The organism is Mycobacterium sp. NPDC050041, from assembly GCF_049541695.1.
GTDB lineage: Bacteria > Actinomycetota > Actinomycetes > Mycobacteriales > Mycobacteriaceae > Mycobacterium.
The window spans coordinates 118,907-141,034 of the sequence record NZ_JBMVDG010000007.1 but is presented as its reverse complement, the minus strand read 5'-3'; the positions used below and the strand labels follow the sequence as shown (position 1 = coordinate 141,034).

Annotated in this window: 20 protein-coding genes; 11 read left to right on the top strand and 9 right to left on the bottom strand. The window is 69.9% G+C overall.

From position 1 onward, the window contains the following. Positions 1–4 precede the first annotated feature (4 nt). Positions 5–352, bottom strand: coding sequence for a VOC family protein (locus tag ACPCHZ_RS21150; RefSeq protein WP_423486530.1), 348 nt, complete (start codon positions 350–352; stop codon positions 5–7). After that, positions 343–1,749, bottom strand: a complete 1,407-nt coding sequence (locus ACPCHZ_RS21145) for an acyl-CoA synthetase (RefSeq protein WP_423486529.1) — start codon at positions 1,747–1,749, stop codon at positions 343–345. Before ACPCHZ_RS21145 ends, ACPCHZ_RS21150 begins: the two co-directional genes overlap by 10 nt. Positions 1,750–1,790: 41 nt before the next feature. Between ACPCHZ_RS21145 and ACPCHZ_RS21140 the strand changes: the two genes are divergently transcribed. From ACPCHZ_RS21140 to ACPCHZ_RS21125, 4 genes are all read left to right on the top strand, one after another. Continuing rightward, positions 1,791–2,357, top strand: a complete 567-nt coding sequence (locus ACPCHZ_RS21140) for an NUDIX domain-containing protein (RefSeq protein ID WP_423486528.1) — start codon at positions 1,791–1,793, stop codon at positions 2,355–2,357. 29 nt (positions 2,358–2,386) lie between these two features. Further along, positions 2,387–2,785, top strand: a complete 399-nt coding sequence (locus ACPCHZ_RS21135) for a YybH family protein (protein WP_423486527.1) — start codon at positions 2,387–2,389, stop codon at positions 2,783–2,785. 68 nt (positions 2,786–2,853) lie between these two features. Beyond that, positions 2,854–4,512, top strand: coding sequence for a nucleobase:cation symporter-2 family protein (locus tag ACPCHZ_RS21130; RefSeq protein WP_423486526.1), 1,659 nt, complete (start codon positions 2,854–2,856; stop codon positions 4,510–4,512). Positions 4,513–4,560: 48 nt separating this feature from the next. Further along, positions 4,561–5,061, top strand: a complete 501-nt coding sequence (locus ACPCHZ_RS21125) for a hypothetical protein (RefSeq protein WP_423486525.1) — start codon at positions 4,561–4,563, stop codon at positions 5,059–5,061. An 89-nt stretch (positions 5,062–5,150) separates the two neighbouring features. Here the strand turns inward: ACPCHZ_RS21125 and ACPCHZ_RS21120 are convergent, their stop codons facing one another. Both ACPCHZ_RS21120 and pruA read right to left on the bottom strand, forming a co-directional pair. Beyond that, positions 5,151–6,110 (bottom strand): proline dehydrogenase family protein, encoded by a 960-nt coding sequence (locus tag ACPCHZ_RS21120; protein WP_423486524.1) that lies wholly within the window; start codon positions 6,108–6,110, stop codon positions 5,151–5,153. Between the two features lies 1 nt (position 6,111). Then, positions 6,112–7,740: an L-glutamate gamma-semialdehyde dehydrogenase gene (pruA, locus tag ACPCHZ_RS21115; RefSeq protein ID WP_423486523.1), complete on the bottom strand. Its 1,629-nt coding sequence runs from the start codon at positions 7,738–7,740 to the stop codon at positions 6,112–6,114. An 83-nt stretch (positions 7,741–7,823) separates the two neighbouring features. On the opposite strand from pruA, the gene ACPCHZ_RS21110 reads away from it, so the two are divergent. Continuing rightward, a complete protein-coding gene (locus ACPCHZ_RS21110) occupies positions 7,824–9,401 on the top strand; it encodes a PucR family transcriptional regulator (RefSeq protein WP_423486522.1) in 1,578 nt (525 codons plus the stop codon). 10 nt (positions 9,402–9,411) lie between these two features. On the opposite strand, the gene ACPCHZ_RS21105 is transcribed toward ACPCHZ_RS21110, so the two are convergent. Further along, a complete protein-coding gene (locus tag ACPCHZ_RS21105; RefSeq protein ID WP_423486521.1) occupies positions 9,412–11,184 on the bottom strand; it encodes an acyl-CoA dehydrogenase family protein in 1,773 nt (590 codons plus the stop codon). Between the two features lie 40 nt (positions 11,185–11,224). Beyond that, positions 11,225–12,451, bottom strand: a complete 1,227-nt coding sequence (locus ACPCHZ_RS21100; protein ID WP_423486520.1) for a multidrug effflux MFS transporter — start codon at positions 12,449–12,451, stop codon at positions 11,225–11,227. 56 nt (positions 12,452–12,507) lie between these two features. Here ACPCHZ_RS21100 and ACPCHZ_RS21095 point away from each other — a divergent pair, with 56 nt between their 5' ends. Beyond that, positions 12,508–12,960, top strand: coding sequence for a MarR family winged helix-turn-helix transcriptional regulator (locus ACPCHZ_RS21095; RefSeq protein ID WP_423486519.1), 453 nt, complete (start codon positions 12,508–12,510; stop codon positions 12,958–12,960). A gap of 7 nt (positions 12,961–12,967) precedes the next feature. Here ACPCHZ_RS21095 and dapC read toward each other — a convergent pair whose 3' ends face one another. From dapC to ACPCHZ_RS21080, 3 genes are all read right to left on the bottom strand, one after another. After that, the gene (dapC, locus tag ACPCHZ_RS21090) at positions 12,968–14,053 is read right to left on the bottom strand and encodes a succinyldiaminopimelate transaminase (RefSeq protein ID WP_423486518.1); all 1,086 of its coding nucleotides are present in this window, start codon (positions 14,051–14,053) and stop codon (positions 12,968–12,970) included. Positions 14,054–14,094: 41 nt separating this feature from the next. Further along, a complete protein-coding gene (gene fdxA / locus ACPCHZ_RS21085) occupies positions 14,095–14,418 on the bottom strand; it encodes a ferredoxin (protein ID WP_264013218.1) in 324 nt (107 codons plus the stop codon). A gap of 301 nt (positions 14,419–14,719) precedes the next feature. Continuing rightward, complete coding sequence (locus ACPCHZ_RS21080; protein WP_423486517.1) at positions 14,720–16,078, bottom strand: nucleotide sugar dehydrogenase; 1,359 nt, start codon at positions 16,076–16,078, stop codon at positions 14,720–14,722. Between the two features lie 272 nt (positions 16,079–16,350). Here ACPCHZ_RS21080 and ACPCHZ_RS21075 point away from each other — a divergent pair, with 272 nt between their 5' ends. From ACPCHZ_RS21075 to ACPCHZ_RS21055, 5 genes are all read left to right on the top strand, one after another. Then, entirely contained in the window at positions 16,351–16,920 is a 570-nt protein-coding gene (locus tag ACPCHZ_RS21075; RefSeq protein WP_423486516.1) for a PadR family transcriptional regulator, read from the top strand. Next, positions 16,917–18,932: an FAD-dependent oxidoreductase gene (locus ACPCHZ_RS21070; RefSeq protein ID WP_423486515.1), complete on the top strand. Its 2,016-nt coding sequence runs from the start codon at positions 16,917–16,919 to the stop codon at positions 18,930–18,932. The genes ACPCHZ_RS21075 and ACPCHZ_RS21070 overlap by 4 nt, the downstream gene beginning before the upstream one ends. Positions 18,933–19,062: 130 nt before the next feature. Next, positions 19,063–20,292, top strand: coding sequence for a cytochrome P450 (locus ACPCHZ_RS21065; RefSeq protein ID WP_423486514.1), 1,230 nt, complete (start codon positions 19,063–19,065; stop codon positions 20,290–20,292). Continuing rightward, positions 20,289–21,125: a mycofactocin-coupled SDR family oxidoreductase gene (locus ACPCHZ_RS21060; RefSeq protein WP_423486682.1), complete on the top strand. Its 837-nt coding sequence runs from the start codon at positions 20,289–20,291 to the stop codon at positions 21,123–21,125. The genes ACPCHZ_RS21065 and ACPCHZ_RS21060 overlap by 4 nt, the downstream gene beginning before the upstream one ends. A 30-nt stretch (positions 21,126–21,155) precedes the next feature. Beyond that, positions 21,156–22,127 carry an enoyl-CoA hydratase/isomerase family protein gene (locus ACPCHZ_RS21055; RefSeq protein ID WP_423486513.1) on the top strand — a complete coding sequence of 324 codons (972 nt, stop codon included), beginning with the start codon at positions 21,156–21,158 and terminating at the stop codon, positions 22,125–22,127. Position 22,128 lies beyond the last annotated feature (1 nt).

Below are 22,128 nucleotides of genomic sequence, written 5' to 3'. Positions count from 1 at the left end.
CCGTCTACGAGGCGGCGAGGACGCAGAACTCGTTGCCCTCGGGATCGGCCAGCACCACCCAGCTCCGGTCGCCCTGCCCGATGTCGACGTGACGCGCCCCGAGGCCGATCAGCCGGTCGACCTCGGCCTGCTGGTCGGCTGGGGTGAAGTCGAAGTGGATCCGGTTCTTGACGATCTTGTCGTCGGGGACCGCCAGGAACAACCAGTCCGGGCCCGCGCCGTCGGGCGCGCGCAGCAGCACGTCGCCGTCGTCGTCCACCTCGTGCGGCCAGCCGAGCACCCGGGCCCACCAGGCGCCGAGAGCGCGGGGGTCGGCCGCGTCGACGCACAGCTCGGTGAACCTCAATCCCATTGTGCGAGTTCCTTCTTGAGCACCTTGCCCATCGCATTGCGGGGAAGCTCGGCGACCACCCGGACCTCCCGCGGCCGCTTGTGCACCGACAACTGGTCGGCGACATAGGCGATCAGCGTGTCCGGATCCGCCGTGCCGACGACGTAGGCGACGATCCGCTGCCCGAGGTCGGTGTCGGGCACGCCGACGACCGCGGCCTCCGCGACGCCGGGATGTCCGAGCAGTGCGGCCTCCACCTCGCCGGCCCCCACCCGGTAACCGCCCGACTTGATCAGGTCCACCGATTCGCGGCCGACGATGCGGTGCATGCCGCTGTGGTCCACCACCGCGACGTCACCGGTACGGAACCAGCCGTCGCCGTCGACGGCCGCGGCCGTCGCGTCGGGCAGGTTCAGGTAACCGTCGAACATCGTGGGGCTCGACACCAGCAGCCGGCCGATGGTTTCGCCGTCGTGCGCGATCTCGGCCCCGGCCTCGTCGACCAGCCGCGTCCGGACACCGGACACCGGGAGTCCGACCCAGCCGGCCCGGCGCTCGCCATCGACCGTGGTGCTCACGGTGATCAGGGTCTCGGTGCTGCCGTACCGCTCCAGCGGCGCCTGGCCGGTGAGCTCGGTGAGCCGCTCGAACACCGGCACCGGCAGCGGCGCGCTGCCCGAGACCAGCAGCCGCGCCGACGACAAGGCGCGTGCCGCGTCGGCGTCGGCGGCGATGCGCGACCACACCGTGGGCACCCCGAAGTACAGCGATCCCCGCGCCTCGGCGTAGCCGGCCGGGGTGGGCCGCCCGGTGTGCACGAACCGGTTCCCGATGCGCAGCGAACCGAGCAGGCCCAGCACCAGGCCGTGCACGTGGAACAGCGGGAGGCCGTGCACCAGGGTGTCGTCGGCGGTCCACTGCCACGCCGAGGCCAGGGCGTCGACGTCGGCGGCGACCGCCCGCCGGCTCAGGATCACGCCCTTGGGTGGGCCGGTGGTGCCGGAGGTGTACATGATCAGCGCCGGCGCCTCGGGCGGCGGTTCGGCGTAGCGGTGCCAGGACCGCGCGTGCATCCGCACCGGCACCACCGGCAGCCCGCCGTCGTCGGCGGGCGGGGTGCCGAGCCACGCCTGCGCGCCCGAGTCGGTGAGGATGTGGCGGCGTTCTGCGGCGCCGACGTCCGCGGGCACCGGCACGACGGGGACACCGGCGATCAGGCAGCCGGTGATGGCCAGCACCGTCGTCGCGGTCGGTGTGGCCAGCACCGCGACCCGTTGCGCGCCGCCGACACGTTCGGCCACCGAGGTCGCGGCGCCGACGAGATCGCTGCGGCTGAGCACTGCGCCGTCGATGCGGACCGCGTCGGCGATGTCGGCTCCCCCGGCGACCGCGGCGGGATTCAGCGAGGCCAGCAACACGCCAGCGAGGCTACTCGCCGCGGCTCGGCGATACTGTGCCGGTGAGTTCCATCGAACGCGTCGGGTCGCGAGAGGTGTACCGCAATCCGTGGTTGACGCTGCGTGAGGACGACATCCGCCGCCCCGACGGCAGCCCCGGCACCTACGCGGTGGTCGACAAGCCGACCTACGCGCTGGTGATCCCGCGCGACGGTGACCGGTTCACGCTGGTGGAGCAGTACCGGTATCCGCTCGGTCTGCGGCGTTGGGAATTCCCGCAGGGCACCGCGCCCGGGATGGCGGCGATGGACGCCGAGCCGCTGGCCGCCCGCGAACTGCGCGAGGAGACCGGGCTGCGTGCGGCGACGCTGACACTGCTGGGCCGGCTCGACGTCGCCCCCGGGATGAGCAGCCAGCGCGGTTGGGTGTTCCTGGCCACCGGCGTCACCGAGGGCGACCACGACCGCGAGCACGAGGAGCAGGACATGCGCAGCGCCTGGTTCTCCCGCGCCGAGGTCGAGACGATGATGCGCGACGGCGACATCACCGATGCTCAGTCCATGGCCGCGTGGACCCTGCTGTCGCTCAGCGAGCACGCCTGGCGGCCGATGACTCGGGCGGCCGGGTGAGGTCAGCACTCAGGACGAAAGGAAATCCCATGAGTTCCGACGACACCGAGATCCGCGACGTCATCACCCGGTGGGCCGCCGCCATCCGCGACTGCGACCACGACGGTGTGCTGGTCGACCACGACCGCGACATCGTCATGTTCGACGTCCCACCGCCCTTCCGCGGCGTGCGCGGCATCGACGAGTACCGGGCGTCGTGGCCGCCGTTCTTCGAATACATCCGCCAGGGCGCGCAATTCGAGATCGAGGAGCTCGACGTCACCGCAGGCGATGATGTCGCCTTCGCGTGGGGCCTGCTGCGGTGCGGGAAACCTGCGGAGTTCGAGACGAACCCCGACAATCGCCTGCGGATCACGATCGGCCTGCGCAGGGTCGACGGCCGCTGGCGGGTGACCCACGAGCACCATTCCTTCCCGATGCTCGACTGAGCGGAGTAATACAACGGTCATCGGCGCGGAAAAGCCGCGAAACAGCGCCACCTCAAGATGGGTGCACCATGGCCACGTTGACCAGAACGCTCATCGACGGCACGGCGAACGGCCGCCCGGTCGACGAGATCCCGCCGCTGCGCCGGCTCGTCCCGCTGGCGTTGCAACACGTGCTCGCGATGTATGCCGGCGCTGTCGCGGTGCCCCTGATCGTCGGTGGGGCGATGGTCGCTGCCGGCCGGCTCGAGCAGTCCGACATCGTGCACCTGATCATGGCCGACCTGTTGGTGGCAGGCATCGCGACGATCGTGCAGGCGGTCGGCTTCTGGCGGTTCGGGGTCCGGCTGCCGCTGATGCAGGGCGTCACCTTCGCCGCCGTCGGGCCGATGATCACCATCGGCACCAACCACGGCATCACGACGATCTACGGGTCCGTCATCGCGTGCGGGCTGTTCATGATGGCGCTCGCACCGGTGTTCGGGAAGCTGATCAGGTTCTTCCCGCCGCTGGTGACGGGCACGATCATCCTCATCATCGGGGTGTCGCTGATGCGGGTGGCCGCCGGCTGGTTCGGCGGCGGAACGGGTCCCGACTTCGGTGACCCGAAGGCCGTCGGCATGGGCTTCTTCACCCTCGCCGTCATCATCGCCCTCGAACGCTTCGCCCCCGAGAGTGTGCGGCGGGTGTCGATCCTGCTCGGCCTGATCGTCGGCACGGTGGTGGCTATCCCGCTCGGGATGACCGACTGGAGCCACATGGGCGAGTACGGCTGGGTGGGCGTGGTGACACCGTTCCAGTTCGGGCTGCCGACCTTCGAGATCAGCTCGATCATCGCGCTGCTCATCGTGGCGATCGTGATCATGACCGAGACCACCGGCGACATCGTGGCGGTGGGCGAGATCGTCGACGAGAAGATCACACCCAGGCGGCTGGCCGACGGGTTGCGCGCCGACGGGCTCGGCACGGTGCTCGGCGGCGTCTTCAACACGTTCCCGTACACGGCGTTCGCGCAGAACGTCGGCCTGGTCGCGATCACCGGCGTGCGCAGCCGCCATGTCGCGACGGCAGCCGGGGTGATCCTGGTGCTGCTGGGCCTGCTGCCGAAGATGGCCGCCGTGGTGGAGGGCATCCCGCTGCCGGTGCTCGGCGGCGCCGGGTTGGCGCTGTTCGGGATGGTCGCCGCGAGCGGGGTGCGCACCCTGGCGAAGGTGCGATTCGACAACACCAACGTGCTGGTGGTGGCCATCTCGGTGGGTGTCGCGATGCTCACCGAGGCCAAGTTGTACTACACCGACCGCGCCCTGGCGGGCAGCCCGGTCAACGTCTCACTCGACCTCTACCACCGGTTCCCCGACTGGTTCCAGACCATCTTCCATTCCGGCATCTCGGCGGGAGCCGTGACGGCGATCGCGCTCAACCTGCTGCTCAACCGCCACCGGGCCGCCCCGGACGAGGACGACAGCCCGGCCGCCTACGACGCGCCGCGCGGCGCGCTGCCCGATCCGCTCGACGCACTGCGGGCGGCCGACCCGTCGACCTCGCCGCAGCAGTTGCGCGAGCTCGCCGAGGAACGGCCCGAACTGCACACCATCATCGTCACGAACCCGTCCACCGACGTCGCGACCTGTGAATGGATCAGACAGCAGGGCGACCCCCGGGTCGAGGCGGTGTGCCAGAAGTGGGACGAGGTCACCGACGGCCGGTTCTCCCGGCGCAGCCGCGAGTAAGGCGTGGCGTAACCGGCTGCTCGGCGTTCACCGTCATACGGTGGGTCAATGCACATTCGCCGCCTCGGCGCGGTCCTGCTGGCCGCCGTGTCCGCGGCCGCGTTCGTGATCCCCTCGACCGCCCAGGCGGCGGGACAGGTGTGGTCCGGCCGGTACTCGCTGGTGCGCTACGCCGCCGAGAAGACCGGGACGAGCCTGGCCGCCCAGCAGTGGGAGCCCACCTTCAGCGACGTGTACCTCTTCAGCACCGACTGCTCGACGGGACGGTGCATCGCCACGGTGATCGGCGGGCCGAAGCCGCAGAACCCGACCCTGCCCCAGCCGCCCCGCTATACCTGGGACGGCGAGAAGTGGGTGCACGTCTACGACTGGCAGTGGGACTGCTATCAGGGCCCGGGCGTGGAGAAGGTGTGGGCGCCTGCCCGATCGGTGGCGTGGTACGCGCCGAGCTCCGACGGCGTCCTGCGGGGCAACTGGCGCACCGACATCCAGGGCGGGCCGTGCAACGGCTCGGTCGAGATGGCCGTCGACGCCTCCCCCGTCTTCTGAGAGCCTCTGCGCGTTGAGTTTGCACTCAGATCGCGAAATGCCGCGTTGCGGCGATCTGTGAGCAATGTCAATGCGCCCTGGGCGCAGAGTCAGCGGCGTTCGGCGAGCGCGCGCAGGAAGAACGTCAGGTTGGCGGGGCGCTCGGCCAGCCGGCGGACGAAGTAGCCGTACCACTGGGTGCCGAACGGCACGTACACCCGCACCGGGTCACCGCGTTCGGCCAGCCGGACCTGCTCGGGGTCCCGGACGCCGTAGAGCATCTGGTATTCGAATTCGTCGGCGCCGCGGCCGGATTCGCGCACCAGGGCGGGCACCGCGTCGATGATCGCCGGATCGTGGGACGCCACCATCGGGTAGCCCGATCCGTTCATCAGCACCCGCAGGCAGCGCAGGTACGAGTCGGTGACGTCGTCGGCGTCGCGGTAGGCCACCGCCGCCGGTTCGTCGTAGGCGCCCTTGCACAACCGGATCCGTGCCCCGGCCGCCGCGAAGTCCTCACAGTCGCCCTGTGTCCGGCGCAGATAGGCCTGCAGCACCGTGCCCAGCCAGCCGAAGTCGGCGCGCAGTTCCCGCACGATCGACAGTGTCGAGTCGGTGGTGGTGTGGTCCTCGGCGTCGACGGTCACCCAGGCTCCGACCTGCTGGGCCCGCCCGCAGATCGTGTGTGCGTTCTCCAGTGCGATCTTCTCGCCGTCGCGCGGCAGCGCCTGCCCAAGCGCCGACAGCTTCAGCGACACCTCCAGTGGCCGCACCGCCGTACCGGTGTCACCGCGCCGGCCCAGCGCGTCCAGCAGACCGAGGTAGGCGTCGACGTTGGCGGTGGCGGCCTCGGCGTCGGCGACGTCCTCGCCGAGGTGGTCGATGCTGACCATCCGACCCGAGTCACGCAGCGCCGCAACGGAGGCGAGCGCATCGTCGACCGTCTCCCCCGGGACGAACCGGTGCACGACGCTGCGGGTCAGCGGGATTCGTTCGGCGGTGCGCCGCAACCGCTTCGACCGGCCGGCCGCGAGGATCGCCGGACGGGCCACCCGCTGGAAGACACCCATGTCAGGCGCCCATGTGCGGGTAGCGGTGATCGGTGGCCGGGACGAACGTCTCCTTGATCGACCGGGCGGACGTCCAGCGCAGCAGGTTCTGCATCGACCCGGCCTTGTCGTTGGTGCCCGACCCGCGGGATCCGCCGAACGGCTGCTGGCCGACGACGGCGCCGGTCGGTTTGTCGTTGACGTAGAAGTTGCCCGCCGCGTGGCGCAGTCGGCGCTGTGCGGCCAGCACCGCTGTGCGGTCGGTGGCGATCACCGCGCCGGTGAGCGCGTAGGCGGCACCGGCGTCGACGGTCTCGAGGATCTGCTCGTAGTCGCCGTCGGGGTAGACGTGCACGCTGAGGATCGGCCCGAAGTACTCGGTGCTGAAGGACTCGTCGCCGGGGTCGTCGGACAGCAGCACGGTCGGCCGCACGAAATAGCCTTCGCTGTCGTCATATTCACCGCCGACGGCGATCGTCACGTTCGGCGCGCTCTTGGCCCGCTCGATCGCGGCGACGTTCTTGGCGAATGCGCGGTCGTCGATCAGCGCGCCGCCGAAGTTCGCCAGGTCGGCGACGTCGCCGTAGCGCAGGGTCTCGGTGGCGCCGAGGAAGTCGTCACCCATCCGCTGCCATACCGACCTGGGCACGAATGCCCGCGAGGCCGCCGAACACTTCTGTCCCTGGTAGTCGAACGCGCCACGGATGAGCGCGGTCCGCAGCACGTCGGGGTCGGCGCTGGTGTGCGCGAGCACGAAGTCCTTGCCACCGGTCTCCCCCACCAGCCGCGGATAGGTGCGGTAGCGGTCGATGTTTCCGCCGACCTCGCGCCACAGGTGCTGGAAGGTCGCCGTCGAGCCGGTGAAGTGGATGCCCGCCAGCCGCGGATCGGACAGTGCCACCTCGGAGACGGCCTGACCGTCGCCGGCGAGCAGGTTGATCACCCCCGGCGGCAGGCCCGCGGCCTCGAGCAGCTGCATGGTCAGGTAGGCGGCGAACGTCTGGGTCGGTGACGGCTTCCACACCACGGTGTTGCCGAGCAGGGCGGGGGCGGTCGGGAGGTTGCCCGCGATCGCGGTGAAGTTGAACGGGGTGATCGCGTAGACGAACCCCTCGAGCGGTCGGTAGTCGGTGCGGTTCCACACACCGCGGGTGCTCAGCGGCTGCTGTTCGAGGATCTGCCGGGCGAACGCCACGTTGAACCGCCAGAAGTCGATCAGCTCGCACGCCGCGTCGATCTCGGCCTGGTAGGCGGACTTCGACTGCCCGAGCATGGTTGCCGCACAGAGCTTCTCCCGCCACGGCCCGGCCAGCAGGTCGGCCGCGCGCAGGAACACCGCGGCGCGTTCGTCGAACGGGGTGTCCTCCCATCCGGCCTTGGCGGCGAGGGCCGCGTCGATGGCGGCGGTGGCGTCGGCGTGCTCGGCGTTGGTCAGCGTGCCGAGCCGCGCGCCGTGGCGGTGCGGCTGCACCACGTCGATGCGCGCCCCGCCGCCCATCCGGTGTTCACCGCCGATGACGTGCGGAAGGTCGAGGGGGTCGGCGGCCAGCGCCGCGAGTGCGTCGGTGAGGCGGGTGCGTTCACCCGAGCCGGGGGCGTAGTCGTGCACCGGCTCGTTCGCCGGCAACGGCACATCGGTGATGGCGTCCATGGAATGAGGATCCCCGAACCGGGCCTCCAGCAGACTGGCCGATCGGCCAAGAGATAGTGGCGTCGGCTATAGAATCGGACAGTATGGCGTCGGCCCGCATACCGCTCGGTGAGCTGCTGTTGGCCCTGGACCGCACCATGGTCGGCCTCGAGCACGCCCCGCGCGGCCTCGACGTCCCGGTCGGTTCGGTGGCGCTGGTCGATGCCGACGACGTCCGGCTGGGTCTGGCGCTGGGCGCGGGCAGTGCCGATCTGTTCTTCCTGCTCGGTGTGCCCGACGACGCGGCGGCGCGCTGGCTGGCCGGCCAGTCCCGGCCACCGGTCGCGATCTTCGTCAAGGCGCCGGCGCCGCGGCTCGTCGAGCACGCCGGCGCGGCGGGGGTGGCCGTGGTGGCGGTGGACCCGCAGGCCAGGTGGGAGCGGCTCTACCGGCTGGTGAACCACATCTTCGACCACCGCAACGACCTCGCGGACACGCAATTGCCCGGCGGCACCGATCTTTTCGCGCTGGCCCAGTCGATCGCCGACCGCACCCGCGGCCTGGTCAGCATCGAGGACGCGAGCTCCCACGTGCTGGCGTACTCCTCGTCCAACGCCGAAGCCGACGAGTTGCGGCGGCTGTCGATCCTCGGTCGCGCCGGGCCGCCGGAGCATCTCGAGTGGATCGGCCAGTGGGGCATCTTCGACTCCCTGCGGGCCGGCGGCGACGTGGTGCGCGTCGCCGAGCGCCCGGAGCTGGGCCTGCGGCCCCGGCTCGCCGTCGGCGTCCACCTGCCGTCGGCCGGTGATCGCCGCCCGCCGGGGTTCGCGGGCACGATCTGGCTGCAGCAGGGCGCCGGGCCGCTGGCCGACGACGCCGAGGACGTGCTGCGCGGTGGGGCGGTGCTCGCCGCACGGGTGCTGTCGCGGCTGGCCACCGCGCCGTCGTCGCACAGCCGCCTGGTGCAGCAGTTGCTCGGCCTCGCCGGCGACGACCCCGGGGACGTGCTGACGGCCGCCCGCGAACTCGGCATCGACGCCGCCGGCCGCGCCGCGCTGATCGGCTTCCACGGCGCCGGGGCAGCGGTGCCGCCGGAGGTGATCGCGTTGAGCGCGGGCGCTTTTCGCGGCGACGCGCAGGTGGCCTCGTCGGGCGACCGGGTGTACGTGCTGATCCCGCGTGCCGGCGCCGTGTCGACCATCGGTTCGTGGGCCCGCGGCGTGGTGGCCGCGCTGCGCCGCGAACTCGGTCTGAGCGTGCGCGCGGTGGTCGCCCACTCACCGGAGGGACTGGCCGGGATCGCCGCCGCGCGCGCCGAGGTGGATCGGGTGCTGGACAGCGCCGCACGCCATCCCGGCGCCATCGCCGAGGTCACCACGGTCGACGAGGCCCGCACCACCGTGCTGCTCGACGAGATCGTGTCCCAGGTCGCCGCCCAGCCCCGGCTGGTGGATCCGCGCGTGCGGGCGTTGCGCGAGAAGGACCCGATGCTGGCCCAGACACTGCGTGCGTATCTCGACGGGTTCGGTGACATCGCCGCGGTGGCGCAGCGGCTGCACGTGCACCCCAACACCGTGCGCTACCGCGTCCGGCGCATCGAGACACTGCTGTCGACGTCGCTCACCGACCCCGACGACCGGCTGGTGCTGGCGCTCGGCCTGCGTGCGACCGAACCCACCTAGCGCAAGAGAACTAGACCCGCAGCGCGCCGGCGGCCAGCTCGTCGAACCGTTCGATCGCCTCGTCGCCGTCGGCGTCGATCCCCCGCAGCGGTCCGTGGTCGGCGAGGTGTCGCTGCGCATACAGGCGCGCCACCAACGCTTTCCGTTCGCCACGACCCTCGGCCCGCTCCCAGGCCGCCTGTTCGGTCAGCAGGGCGCCGGCATAGACGTCGCCCATGAACCGGGTCAGCGGGAACAACCGCGCCTCGGCGACCGCGCCGTCGAGCTTGGTCCACGCGGTGATGGCGGCCTCGAGGTCGCCGATGCGCTGCGCCACCAGCCCCGTCACGTCGTCGCCGTCGGACACCGAGACCGCGTCGTGCATGCGCGACAGCAGCGGTTCGTGCGCCTGCGCGCGTTCGATGCCGCGGCGCACGTCGAGGCACAGGATGTTGTCCGGTCCCTCCCAGATCGTGTTCACCTGTGCGTCGCGCAGCAGCCGCGCCACCGGCCAGCTCTCGATGTAGCCGTTGCCGCCGTGGATCTCGATCGCGTCCGAGGCGATGGTGATGCCGAGCCGGCACACCTTGAGCTTGGTGACGGGCACCGCGATGCGCTGCCGGATCCGGCGGGGCTGACGATGGTTGGCCGCGCCGGTGCCGTCGAACACCATGGCCTGGGCGGCCTCGACGTCGACGATCATCTCGGCGAGTTTGCGCCGCATCAACGGCTTGTCGATCAGCGCGCCGCCGAACGCCTGCCTGCGCCGGGCATAGCACAGCGACTCGACCAGGCCCCGGCGCGCGTTGCCGAGCGCGAACAGCGCGATGCCCAGCCGTGCGGAGTTGGTCAGCTCCATCATCCGGCCCAGGCCCTTGCCGTCGGACGGACCCGCATCGTCGCTGGGCTCACCGGAGAGCAGGAAGGCCTGCGCGTCGACGAACTCGATCTCACCCGAGGCCACCGACTTCGTGCCGAGCTTGTCCTTCAGCCGGCGGATCCGCACGCCGTTGCGGGAACCGTCGCGGCGGGTGCGCAGCACCAGGAAGGTGGCCACGCCGCGCGACGAGTCCGGCGCGCCTTCGGGTTTGGCGAGCACGACGAACGCCTCGCCGTTGCAGTTGGAGGCGAACCACTTGAAGCCGTTGAGCAGCCAGGCGTCGCCGCGGCGGGTGGCCGTGGTCTCCAGGGCGCCCAGGTCGGATCCGCCCGTGCGCTCGGTGAGCAGTTGGGCCGTCTCGCCGGCCCACTCACCGGAGCCGAACTTGGCCAGCACGTGCTCCCGCACGTCGTCAGGCGCGTAGGCCGCGACGAGCGACTGCACCATGCCGCCGCCGGTGCCCAGCGCGCATCCCATTCCGATGTCGGCCTGGTCGAGAAGATAGTTCGACGCGAACAGCATCAGACCCGAACTGTGCCCGCCCGCACGCGCATCGGCGCGCAGCGACTGCTGGGCGTCGAGCACCGCACGCTTGGCCGCGGTGAACGACTCCGGCATGACGACCCGGCCCACGTCGTGTCCCCAGCGGTCGTAGCGTTCGAGCCGCGGCGGGTTCCGGTCGGTCTCCTCGGCCCAGCGCGCGACCGGGCCGCCCATCAACTCGCCCATCCGGGTGAGGTGCGGTTCGGCGAAGGCGAGTTCGTCGGGCTGCAGGTAGTAGGCCATGGTGGCCTGCAGCGTGGGATCGCATGCGTACCAGTTCAGTCCGACGGCGCCACCGAAGTCCTCAGTGCGGTACCGGTCGGCCTTCTCCTCGGTGCTGAACGGAAGCCGGTCGACGGCTTCGACGTCGTAGTCGCGCATGCGACGACCGTATTACGGCGCGGGCCTCCACCGCGGCAGGTCAGGCCGATCGCCGGGTGAGCAACAGGGCGCCCGCCCCGATCACGGCGCTGACCGTCATCGCGACCGCCATCGGCACCGCCGTGTGGTCGCCACCGACCCCGACCAGCGGTGAGACCACCGCGGCGAGACCGAACTGCAGCGCGCCGAGCACCGCCGATCCGGTGCCCGCCGTGGCCCGCACCTCGTCGAGGGCCAGCGACGTCGCGTTCGCCATCACCAAGCCCAGCGAGGTCACCGTGCCCCACAGCAGCACGAGCGTCGCCCACAGCACGGGGCCGAGCACGGCGTCGACGAGCAGCAGCGCGGCGAACACGACCAGCAGCGAGGTGCCCAGCGCGAGCAGTCGGCGCTGACCGAAGCGGCCGACGATCCTGGCGTTGAGCGCGTTCATCAGTACCAGGCCGACGGCGTTGGCGGCGAACGCGATCGCATAGGTGATCTCGGAGAGCCCGAGGACGTTCTGCAACACGAACGGCGAGGCCGCGATGTAGGCGAACATCACCGCGAAGCTGAACGCGAAGGCCGCGGTGTAGCCGATGTAGTGCCGATTGGACAGGACCGACCGGGCGTCGCGCAGCATGGCCGTCACCCCGCCGGTCATCCGGCGTTCCCTGGGATGGGTCTCGCCGAGCACCGCGACGACGCCGACGAACATCGCCGCCGCCAGCCCGGTGATGATCCAGAAGACGCCGCGCCACCCGATGTGACTCATCAGCGATCCGCCGAGCAAGGGTGCCACCACCGGGGCGACGCCGTTGATGATCATCATCAGGCTGAACACCCGCGCCGCAGCGGCGCCGTGCGCCCGGTCGGACACCACGGCGCGGCTGAGCACCACGCCGGCCGCCCCGCTGAAACCCTGCAGGAAGCGGAAGGCCGTGAGCAGTTCGATCGTGGGCGCCAGCGCGCATGCCGCGCCGACCAGCACGCACACCAGCGTTCCCGCCAGCATCAACGGGCGCCGGCCGAACCGGTCGGAGAGCGGGCCGATGACCAGCTGACCGATGGCGAGCCCGATCATGAACGTGGTCAGCGTCAGCTGGATCGCCGACGCCGTGGTGCCGAACTCCTCGGCCATCGCCGGGAACGCGGGCAGGTACATGTCGGTGGCCAGCGGAGCGACGGCGGTCAGCAGCGCGAGCACGCCGAGCCAGCTCAGGGGCAGCGGGCGGGTAGCGGCGTGCGTCGCTGGAGCGTCGACGCCGACGGTGGTCTGGGAACTCATCACACTCGATTCACTATGTATAGATTTATAGCTATTTCTAGAGCTAATATAGCGGCATGGCTCCCGTCCGAGAAGACGTCAGTGCGCGTGATGTTCGCGACATCGCCGTGGCCGTACGGACCGTGGTGTGGTCGCTGCGCCGGTTCGGCGAGCGCCAGGCCGGGCTGGAACCGCTGCCGCACTCCGAGTTCGAGGTGTTGCGCACCGTCTCCGACCACCCGGACATCAGCGTGTCCGACGTGGCGCGCATGGTGGCCGTCCAGCCGAGCAACGTCAGCACCACCGTCCGCCGACTCGTCGACCGCGGGCTGGTCGAGCGTGCGGTCGACGCCAACGACCGTCGGTCGATCCGGCTCCGGCTGACGGCGAAGGCCGCCGGACACAAGAAGATGATCGACGCGGTCTGGTCGGACGCCGTGCGGGATCAGCTGGCGGAGATGACCGGCGAGGAGGCCGATCTGCTGATAAAGGCCGCCCCGGTGTTCCAGCGGCTGGCGGCGATGGGCTGACGCCCGGTCAGCTCAGCCGGTCGACCGCCGCCGAGATGGCCTCGTCGGTGGCGGTCAGCGCGATGCGGACGTATTCGCCACCGCGCGGCCCGTAGAACTCCCCGGGCGCGACCAGGATGCCGAGCCGGGCGAACCAGGTGACGGTGTCGCGACACGGCTCGCCGCGCGTGGCCCAGATGTAGAGCCCGGCCTCGGAGTCGTCGACGCGCAGGCCGGCCGCGCGGACCGCGGGCAGCAGGGCGTCCCGCCGACGGGCGTAGCGCTCGCGCTGCAGGCGTTCGTGCTCGTCGTCGTCGAGTGCGGTGACCATCGCGACCTGCACCGGCGTCGGCACCATCATGCCCGCGTGCTTGCGGACCGCCAGCAGCTCGGCGACCACCGCCGGATCACCCGCGACGAAACCGGCGCGGTATCCCGCCAGCGACGACGTCTTCGACAGCGAGTGGATGGCGAGCAGTCCGGTGTGGTCGCCGTCGCAGACGCTCGGGTGCAACACCGAGAACGGCCGCTGGCCCCAGCCGAGGCCGAGGTAACACTCGTCGGAGGCGACCAGTACGCCGCGCTCGCGTGCCCAGCCGACCACCTTGCGGAGGTGGTCCACACCGAGCACCTTGCCGGTCGGATTGCTGGGCGAGTTGAGGTAGATCAGCGCGGGCGTCTGCGGTCCGAGCTGGGTCAGGGAATCCGCGCGGACCACCTGGGCTCCCGCCAGTCGCGCGCCGACGTCGTAGGTCGGGTATGCCAGCTCCGGCACCACCACCACGTCGTCCGCGCCGAGGCCGAGCAGCGTCGGCAGCCACGCGATCAGTTCCTTCGTGCCGATCGTCGGCAGCACGGCGTCGGGCGTCAGGCCGGTGACGCCGTAACGGCGACGCAGTGCGTGCTCGGCGGCGGCGCGCAGTTCCGGACCGCCGGCGGTGGTCGGATATCCGGGCGCGGCACTGCCTGCGACCAGCGCATCGCGGATGACGGGCGCCACCGGGTCGACGGGTGTGCCGACGGAGAGGTCGACCAGGCCCCCGGCGTGCGAGCGCGCCTGGGCGGTCGCCGCCGACAGGGTGTCCCACGGGAAGGTCGGCAGCTTCGCCGACACCCGCTGCCGGGCCCGTTCGCGGGCCGGGTCAGGCGACGTGATCAGCCCTCACCCTGCGGAGGCATCTCCTTGACCGCCGCCGGGTCGTTGTCGGTCTGGCCGACCTTCGAGGCGCCGCCCGGAGAACCGAGCTCGGTGAAGAAATCGGAGTTGATCTGGGTGTACTGGCTCCACTGGTCGGGGACATCGTCCTCGTAGTAGATGGCCTCCACGGGGCACACCGGCTCGCAGGCGCCGCAGTCGACGCACTCGTCCGGGTGGATGTACAGCATGCGTGCGCCCTCGTAGATGCAGTCGACAGGGCATTCCTCGATGCACGCCTTGTCTTTGATGTCCACGCAGGGTTCGGCAATCGTGTACGTCACCGGGGTCTCCTCAGTCTTCCTGTCTGAATGTCCAGTTGGGCTGCGGTATATGGCGGGCCCTGAGAGTTCGCCGCAAGTATGAAGGAGCGATACCTGGACGTTCGTCTCAGTGTGCCCTAACTTCACGCGCCGCCCTTACGGGTGGCGCGTGGTTACTGATACTAGACGTCGCACATACAAGTGCCTAGTCGCCACACCACCTCGATACCCAACTGCTGGACGATCGCTCAGCAACGCCATGCGTGCATGCCGCACGTCGTGCCGGCCGGTGCTCAGGCAGCCGCCTACGGATCGGGCGTCGTCACCAACCGATGCCGGCGTAACCGACGGTGCCCCGGCGCCGGTCGGCGTCGGGCAGGCGGACGAGGTCGATGATCAGCTGATCGGCCTTCGCCCGGTCGACGGCCTTGACCACCTCGCCAGACCTCGAGCCCGCGATGAGGACTTCGCCGTGTGCGAGCACGGCGTCGACGTCGTCGGTGAGCAGCTCCGCGATGTGCGGCAGCCGTCTCTTCAGGTAGGCCATGTCGGCGTCGAGCGGCCGGGACAGCCTGGCGCTCGGCTCGTAGATCTTCACGTCGAAGCCCTTACCGATGAGACGGTCAGCCAGTTCGACCATGGGGTTGTCACACAGGTCGCCCGCGCCCGGCTTCGCGAAGAGTCCGAAGATGCCGATGTTGCGCCGCCCGCGTGCGATCACCATGTCCACGGCGCGACGCAGGTGCGTCTCGTTCGATGCCAACAGGTTCGCCAGCAGAGGGGTGTCGACGTCGTTGTGGCGGGCGGTGTGGGTGAGCGCGCGGACGTCCTTCGGCAGGCATGACCCGCCGAAGGCGAAGCCCGGTCGCAGATACGCGGCGCTGACGTTGAGTGTTGTGTCGGCGAGGAACACGTCCATCACCGCGTGCGAGTCGAGGTCCACGGCGGCACAGATCGCCCCGATCTCGTTCGCGAATCCCACCTTCAGCGCGTGGAAAGAGTTGTCGACGTACTTGGCCATCTCGGCGACCGCGACGGGCACCCGCAGGCGGGGCCCCGGCAGGCCGCGATAGAGCTCCATGACCATGTCGCCACTGCGGGTGTCGCTCTGCCCGACGACGGTCTTCGGCGGGGCCATGAAATCGCGCACCCCGGTCCCGTCGCGGAGGAAGTCCGGGTTGACGCAGACACCGAAGTCGATGCCTGCGCGCTTGCCCGACGCCGCCTCCAGCCGTGGCACGAGGTGCTTCTCGCAGGTGCCGGGCACCATCGTGCTGCGGTACACGACGACGTGCCAGCCGTCCTTGGCGGCCAGCGCGGAACCCACCTCGTCGGTGACGGTCTCCAGGTTCGCGACCGACGGTTCGCCGTCGGTGCCCGACCGTGTACCCACACAGATCAGCGAGATGTCCGTGGCAGCGACGGCCGATCGGGCGTCGGTGGTGGCGGTGAGCCTGCCGCTGTCGACCACGCTGGCGGCCATCTCGGGGAGCAGCTGCTCGCCGACGGCCGCCGCACCGCTGCCGAGGGTCGCCACCTTGGCCGCGTCGATGTCCACGCCGACCACGCGGTGGCCACGACTGGCGAGGCAGACGGCGCTGACCCAACCGACATACCCCAGCCCGAAGACGCTGACCGGCGCCTCGGTGCCACCGTCGGATCGCTCGTAGAGCGAAGTCACGATATCTCGGACCAAAGGCCCTTTGGGCGCGCTTTGCGTTGAGGTCGTCGGCATTGGCAAAGCGTAAAGGACTACGAACCATCTGCCAATGCCTTCCTATACAGGCTGTTGAATGGCATAGCCGTGTGATCTACTGCACACAGGGATGCAGATCTGGCGAAGTCAGCAAACTGGTTGCGGTTGCCACGATGTGAACGCCGATTCGGCCATGTATGCACCTCGTTGCTGTGCACTCAGTTGCATATGGCCGTCGGGCGTTCTACCGTGCGCAGGTGGCACTTCCCCACGCGATCCTGGTGTCGCTGTGCGAGCAGAGCGGTTCCGGCTACGAGCTGGCCCGCCGCTTCGACCGCTCCATCGGCTACTTCTGGTCCGCGACCCACCAGCAGATCTACCGCACACTGCACACCCTCGAGGACAACGGCTGGGTACAGGTCACCCCCGTCGTTCAGCAGGGCAGGCCGGACAAGAAGGTCTACACCGTGTCCGCGGAGGGCCGCGCCGAACTCGCCCGCTGGATCGCCGCGCCGCTGACCGGGCGCGGAGGCTCGGTCGCCGACAACCGCACCCGCGACCTCGCCGTGAAAGTTCGCGCAGCGACCTACGGCGACGTCGCGGCGCTGCAGGTCCAGGTCGCCGCGCTGCGCACCGAACGCGCGGCCCTGCTGGACACCTTCCGCGTCTTCGAGAAACGGCAGTTCCCCGACCCCACCCGACTCGCCGGCAGTGCACTGCACCAGTACCTGGTGCTGCGCGGCGGCATCCGCGCCGAGGAGAGCGCCGTCGACTGGCTCGACGAGGTGGGCGCAGCCCTGGCGCGCGGAACCGAGGAGACGCGATGAACCCGTATCCGACTCTGTTGTCGCCGCTGGACCTCGGCTTCACCACGCTGCGCAACCGCGTGGTGATGGGGTCGATGCACACCGGGCTGGAGGACCGGGCGCGCGACACCGACAGACTCGCCGCCTACTTCGCCGAACGTTCCCGCGGCGGCGTCGGCCTGATCATCACCGGCGGATACGCGCCCAACCGCACCGGGTGGCTGCTGCCGTTCGCATCGCAGCTGACCTCCTCGTCCGAGGCACGCAGGCACCGCACCGTCACCGGGGCGGTGCACGACCACGGCGGCAAGATACTGCTGCAGATCCTGCACGCGGGACGCTATGCGTATCACCCGTTCTCGGTGAGCGCATCGGCCGTCAAGGCGCCGATCAATCCGTTCCGCCCGCGGGCGCTGCGCGACGTGGACGGCACGATCGACGACTTCGTCCGCTGTGCGCTGCGCGCCAGGGAAGCCGGCTACGACGGTGTCGAGATCATGGGCAGCGAGGGATACCTGCTCAATCAGTTCCTGGCGCCTCGCACCAACAGGCGCTCCGACGCCTGGGGCGGCAGCCCGGAGAAGCGTCGCCGGTTCCCGGTGGAGATCGTCCGGCGCACCCGGCGCGCGGTGGGCGACGACTTCATCATCTGCTACCGGATGTCGATGGCCGACTACGTCGAGAACGGTCAGAGCTGGGACGAGATCGTCGCGCTCGCCACCGAGGTGCAGACCGCGGGCGCCACCATCATCAACTCCGGATTCGGCTGGCACGAGGCGCGGGTGCCCACCATCGTCACCTCGGTGCCCAGCGGTGCCTTCGTCGACATCAGCAGCGCACTGGCCGACCACGTGCGCATCCCGGTCGTCGCGTCGAACCGGATCAACATGCCGCAGGCCGCCGAGCAGATCCTCACCGACACCCACGTCCAGTTGGTGTCCATGGCGCGCCCGCTGCTGTCGGACCCCGACTGGGTGAACAAGGCCGCCGGGGACGCCGCCGCCGAGATCAACACCTGCATCGCCTGCAACCAGGCCTGCCTGGACCACGCGTTCGCGCACAAGAAGGTGTCCTGCCTACTCAACCCCGTGGCAGGCCGGGAGACCGAACTGGTGCTGAGCCCGACGCGGCGCGCCAGGCGGGTGGCCGTCGTCGGCGCCGGACCGGCGGGCATGGCCACCGCCGTCGCGGCCGCCCAACGCGGCCACCGGGTCACGCTGTTCGAGGCGGGCGACGCAGTCGGCGGCCAGTTCGACCTTGCCCGGCGGATCCCGGGCAAGGAGGAGTTCACCGAGACGCTGCGCTATTACGCCACGATGCTCGCCAAGCACGGCGTCGACGTTCGGCTGCGCACCCGGGCAGGTGTCGACGATCTCGCGTCGTTCGACGACGTCGTGCTGGCCACCGGGGTGACCCCGCGCATTCCCGCGATCCCGGGTATCGACCACCCGAAGGTGCTGTCCTACGCCGAGGCGATCATCGGCGCCCGGCCGATCGGCAGGTCGGTCGCGGTGATCGGCGCAGGCGGCATCGGGTTCGACGTGAGCGAGTTCCTGGTGACCGACGAGTCGGCCACACTCAACCTCAAGGAATGGAAGGCCGAGTGGGGCGCGGCCGACCCGCAAGAGGCCCGCGGCGCGCTGGTGACACCGATCCCCGCACCCGCGGTGCGCGAGGTGTACCTACTACAACGCACCGCGGGCGCCCAGGGCCGCCGGCTCGGCAAGACCAGCGGCTGGGTGCATCGGGCGTCGCTGAAAGCCAAAGGGGTGCAGCAATTGTCGGGAGTCAACTACGAGCGGATCGACGACGAGGGGCTGCACATCACCTTCGGACCCAAGCGACTCGACGCCCGGCTGCTCGCCGTCGAGACCGTGGTGATCTGCGCGGGCCAGGAGTCGGTGCGCGATCTCGAGGACGGCCTGCGCGGCCGAGGCGTCGAACCACACGTGATCGGTGGCGCCGCACTCGCCGCCGAACTGGACGCCAAGCGGGCCATCCGTCAGGGCACCGAACTGGCCGCCCGCCTCTAGCCGACGAGCGGACGACTTAAGCGAAAAGTGTAAACCGCCCGAATGCCGCGGCCCGCCTGCCAAACTGGCGGAGGTTCCACTTCGGCACCGCTGGTCGGCGTGTGGAACCCGCAGGGAAAGGCGGGATCTCGTGTCAGTCAGCACCGAGGACGGCGTCCGGGACGGGGCTCCGCCGGACATCCACTACGACCCGTACGACGTGGCGCTCAACCTCGATCCGTACCCGATGTTCGCCCGGATCCGCGAGGAGATGCCGCTCTATCGCAACGACCGGCACGACTTCTACGCGCTCAGCCGCTTCGACGACGTCGACGCCGCACTGATCGATCACGAGACCTTCAGCTCGGCCCACGGCGCGGTGCTCGAGATCATCCAGTCCGGGATGGAGATCCCGCCCGGCACCCTGATCTTCGAGGACCCGCCGATCCACAACGTCCACCGCAAGCTGCTGTCGCGGATCTTCACCCCCCGCAAGGTCAGCGCGCTGGAGCCGAAGATCCGTGAATTCACCGCAGGCTGCCTCGACCCGCTGGTCGGCACGGGCCGCTTCGACTTCGTCAAGGACCTCGGCGCGCAGATGCCGATGCGGGTGATCGGCATGCTGCTGGGGATCCCGGAGGCCGACCAGCAGCATGTCGTCGACCACGGCGACTCCACGCTGCGCACCGAACGCGGCGGCAAGATGACCGAGAACCCGGACGGCGCCATCGCCACCGGCGAGGTGTTCGCCTCCTTCATCGACTGGCGCGCCGAGCACCCGTCCGACGACATCATGACCGAACTGCTCACCGCCGAGTTCGCCGACGAGACCGGTGCCACCCGGCGGCTCCGGCGCGACGAACTCCTGCTCTACCTCCAGGTGATCGCCACCGCGGGTGCCGAGACCACCACCCGGTTGCTCGGCTGGGCCGGCAAGGTGCTCGCCGAACATCCCGACCAGCGCCGCACCCTGGTCGCCAACCGGACACTGCTGCCCGCCGCCGTCGAGGAGCTGGTGCGCTTCGAACCGCCCGCCCCGCACATCAGCCGCTATGTCACCCGCGACGTCGAGTACCACGGGCACACCGTTCCGGCAGGCAGCGCGATGATGATGCTGCTCGGCGCCGCCAACCGCGACCCACGCCGGTTCGGGCCAGACAGCGAATCGTTCAACATCCACCGCGAACCGCACCAGCACGTCGGGTTCGGCGTCGGCACGCACTTCTGCCTCGGCAATGCGCTGGCCCGGCTCGAGGGCCGGATCGCGCTCGACGAGATCCTCGACCGCTTTCCGGAATGGGAGGTCGACCTCACCGACGCCGAACTCAGCCCGACGTCGACGGTGCGCGGGTGGGAATCGATGCCGGCGCTGCTGCCATGACGGGCCGCGTCGAGGGCAGGGTCGCGTTCATCACCGGCGCGGCGCGCGGGCAGGGCCGCAGCCATGCCGTGCGCCTGGCGCAGGAGGGCGCCGACATCATCGCGATCGACATCTGCAGGGCGATCGACGACGTCGTCTATCCCGCGTCCACGCCCGCCGACCTCGCCGAGACGGTGGCCCTGGTCGAGGCCCAGAACCGGCGCATCGTCGCCGCGCAGGTCGACGTCCGCGACTACGACGCGCTGCAGGCGGCGCTCGCCGCCGGTGTCGACGAGCTCGGCCGCCTCGACATCGTCGTGGCCAACGCGGGCATCGGCAACGCCGGCAACAAACTGCACAAGCTGCGGGAGCACATCTGGCAGGACATGATCGACATCAACCTCACCGGCGTCTGGCACACCGTCAAAGCCGCAGTGCCGCATCTACTCTCCGGCGCCAGGGGCGGATCGATCATCCTGACCAGCTCCGTGGGCGGCATGAAGGCCCACCCGCACACCGGCCACTACATCGCCGCCAAACACGGCGTCGTCGGCCTGATGCGGACCTTTGCCGTCGAGCTCGGCCCGCAGTCGATCCGTGTCAACTCGATACACCCGACACAGGTCAACACGCCGATGGCGATCAACGACGCCACCTTCCGGCTGTTCGCACCGCACAAGGAGCACCCGGGGCCGGAGGACTTCGCGCCGATCTCCCAGATGATGCACACGCTGCCGATTCCGTGGGTGGAACCCGAGGACGTCAGCAACGCCGTGTTGTTCCTCGCCTCTGACGAATCCCGATACGTCACAGGCGTTCAGCTGCCCGTCGATGCGGGCTGCCTACTCAAGTAACCGATCGAACCGAAAAGAGCGGAGACACCCATGCCCGAGCACGATTACGAAGAGATGAAGAAGGAAGCCGAGCAGTACATCAAGTTCGAGAAGGACACCAAGAACCGCATCGCCTACATCACCTTCGACCGCCCCGATGCGCAGAACTCGGCGACGCTGGGGATGCGGCAGAACTATGCCGACCTGATCCACAAGTGCAACGTCGACGACGATGTCAAGGTCGTCGTGATTCGCGGCGAGGGCGAGGATTTCGGCAGCGGCGGCGACCTGCCCGAGCAGCGCGGCATGCTGGAGAACCCGGGGATGCCGCTGCTGCACGAGCTGGCCATCAACGACGACAGCGTCAAGTACCCGCCCGGCGGGTCCTACCGGTATCTCTCGACGGTCACCGATTTCTACGCCAAGGCGCCCGCGGGCAACCGGCCGCTCCAGGAGCTGCGCAAGGTGAGCATCATCGAGGCGAAGGGGTACTGCTACGGCTGGCACTTCTACCAGGCCGGTGACGCCGACCTGGTGATCTCCTCCGACGACGCGCTGTTCGGCCACCCGGCGTTCCGCTACGTCGGCTGGGGTCCGCGGCTGTGGTGGTGGGCCGAGACCATGGGCCTGCGAAAGTTCTCCGAGATGCTGTTCACCGGAAGACCGTTCAGCGCCAAGGAGATGTACGACTGCGGTTTCGTCAACAGCGTGGTGCCGCGCGAGGATCTCGAGGCGGAGACCCTCAAGTACGCGATGGCCTGCTCGCGGTCGCGCCCCACCGACACCGTGGCCGTGCAGAAGACGTTCCTCGAGCTGTACAAGCAGCACAAGGGCGAGTACTTCGGCAGCCTGCTGACCGGCATGGTGGAGGGCATGCTGCCGCTGATCCAGAACGACCAGCAGAACGACGTCGACCTGACGGCGGGCACGTTCGAGAAGGGGCTCAACAACGTCGTCAAGGACAACGACATGAACTTCCCGCCGGAGTGGCGGTTGAGCCGCTCGGGCCGCGCCAAGCCCTGAC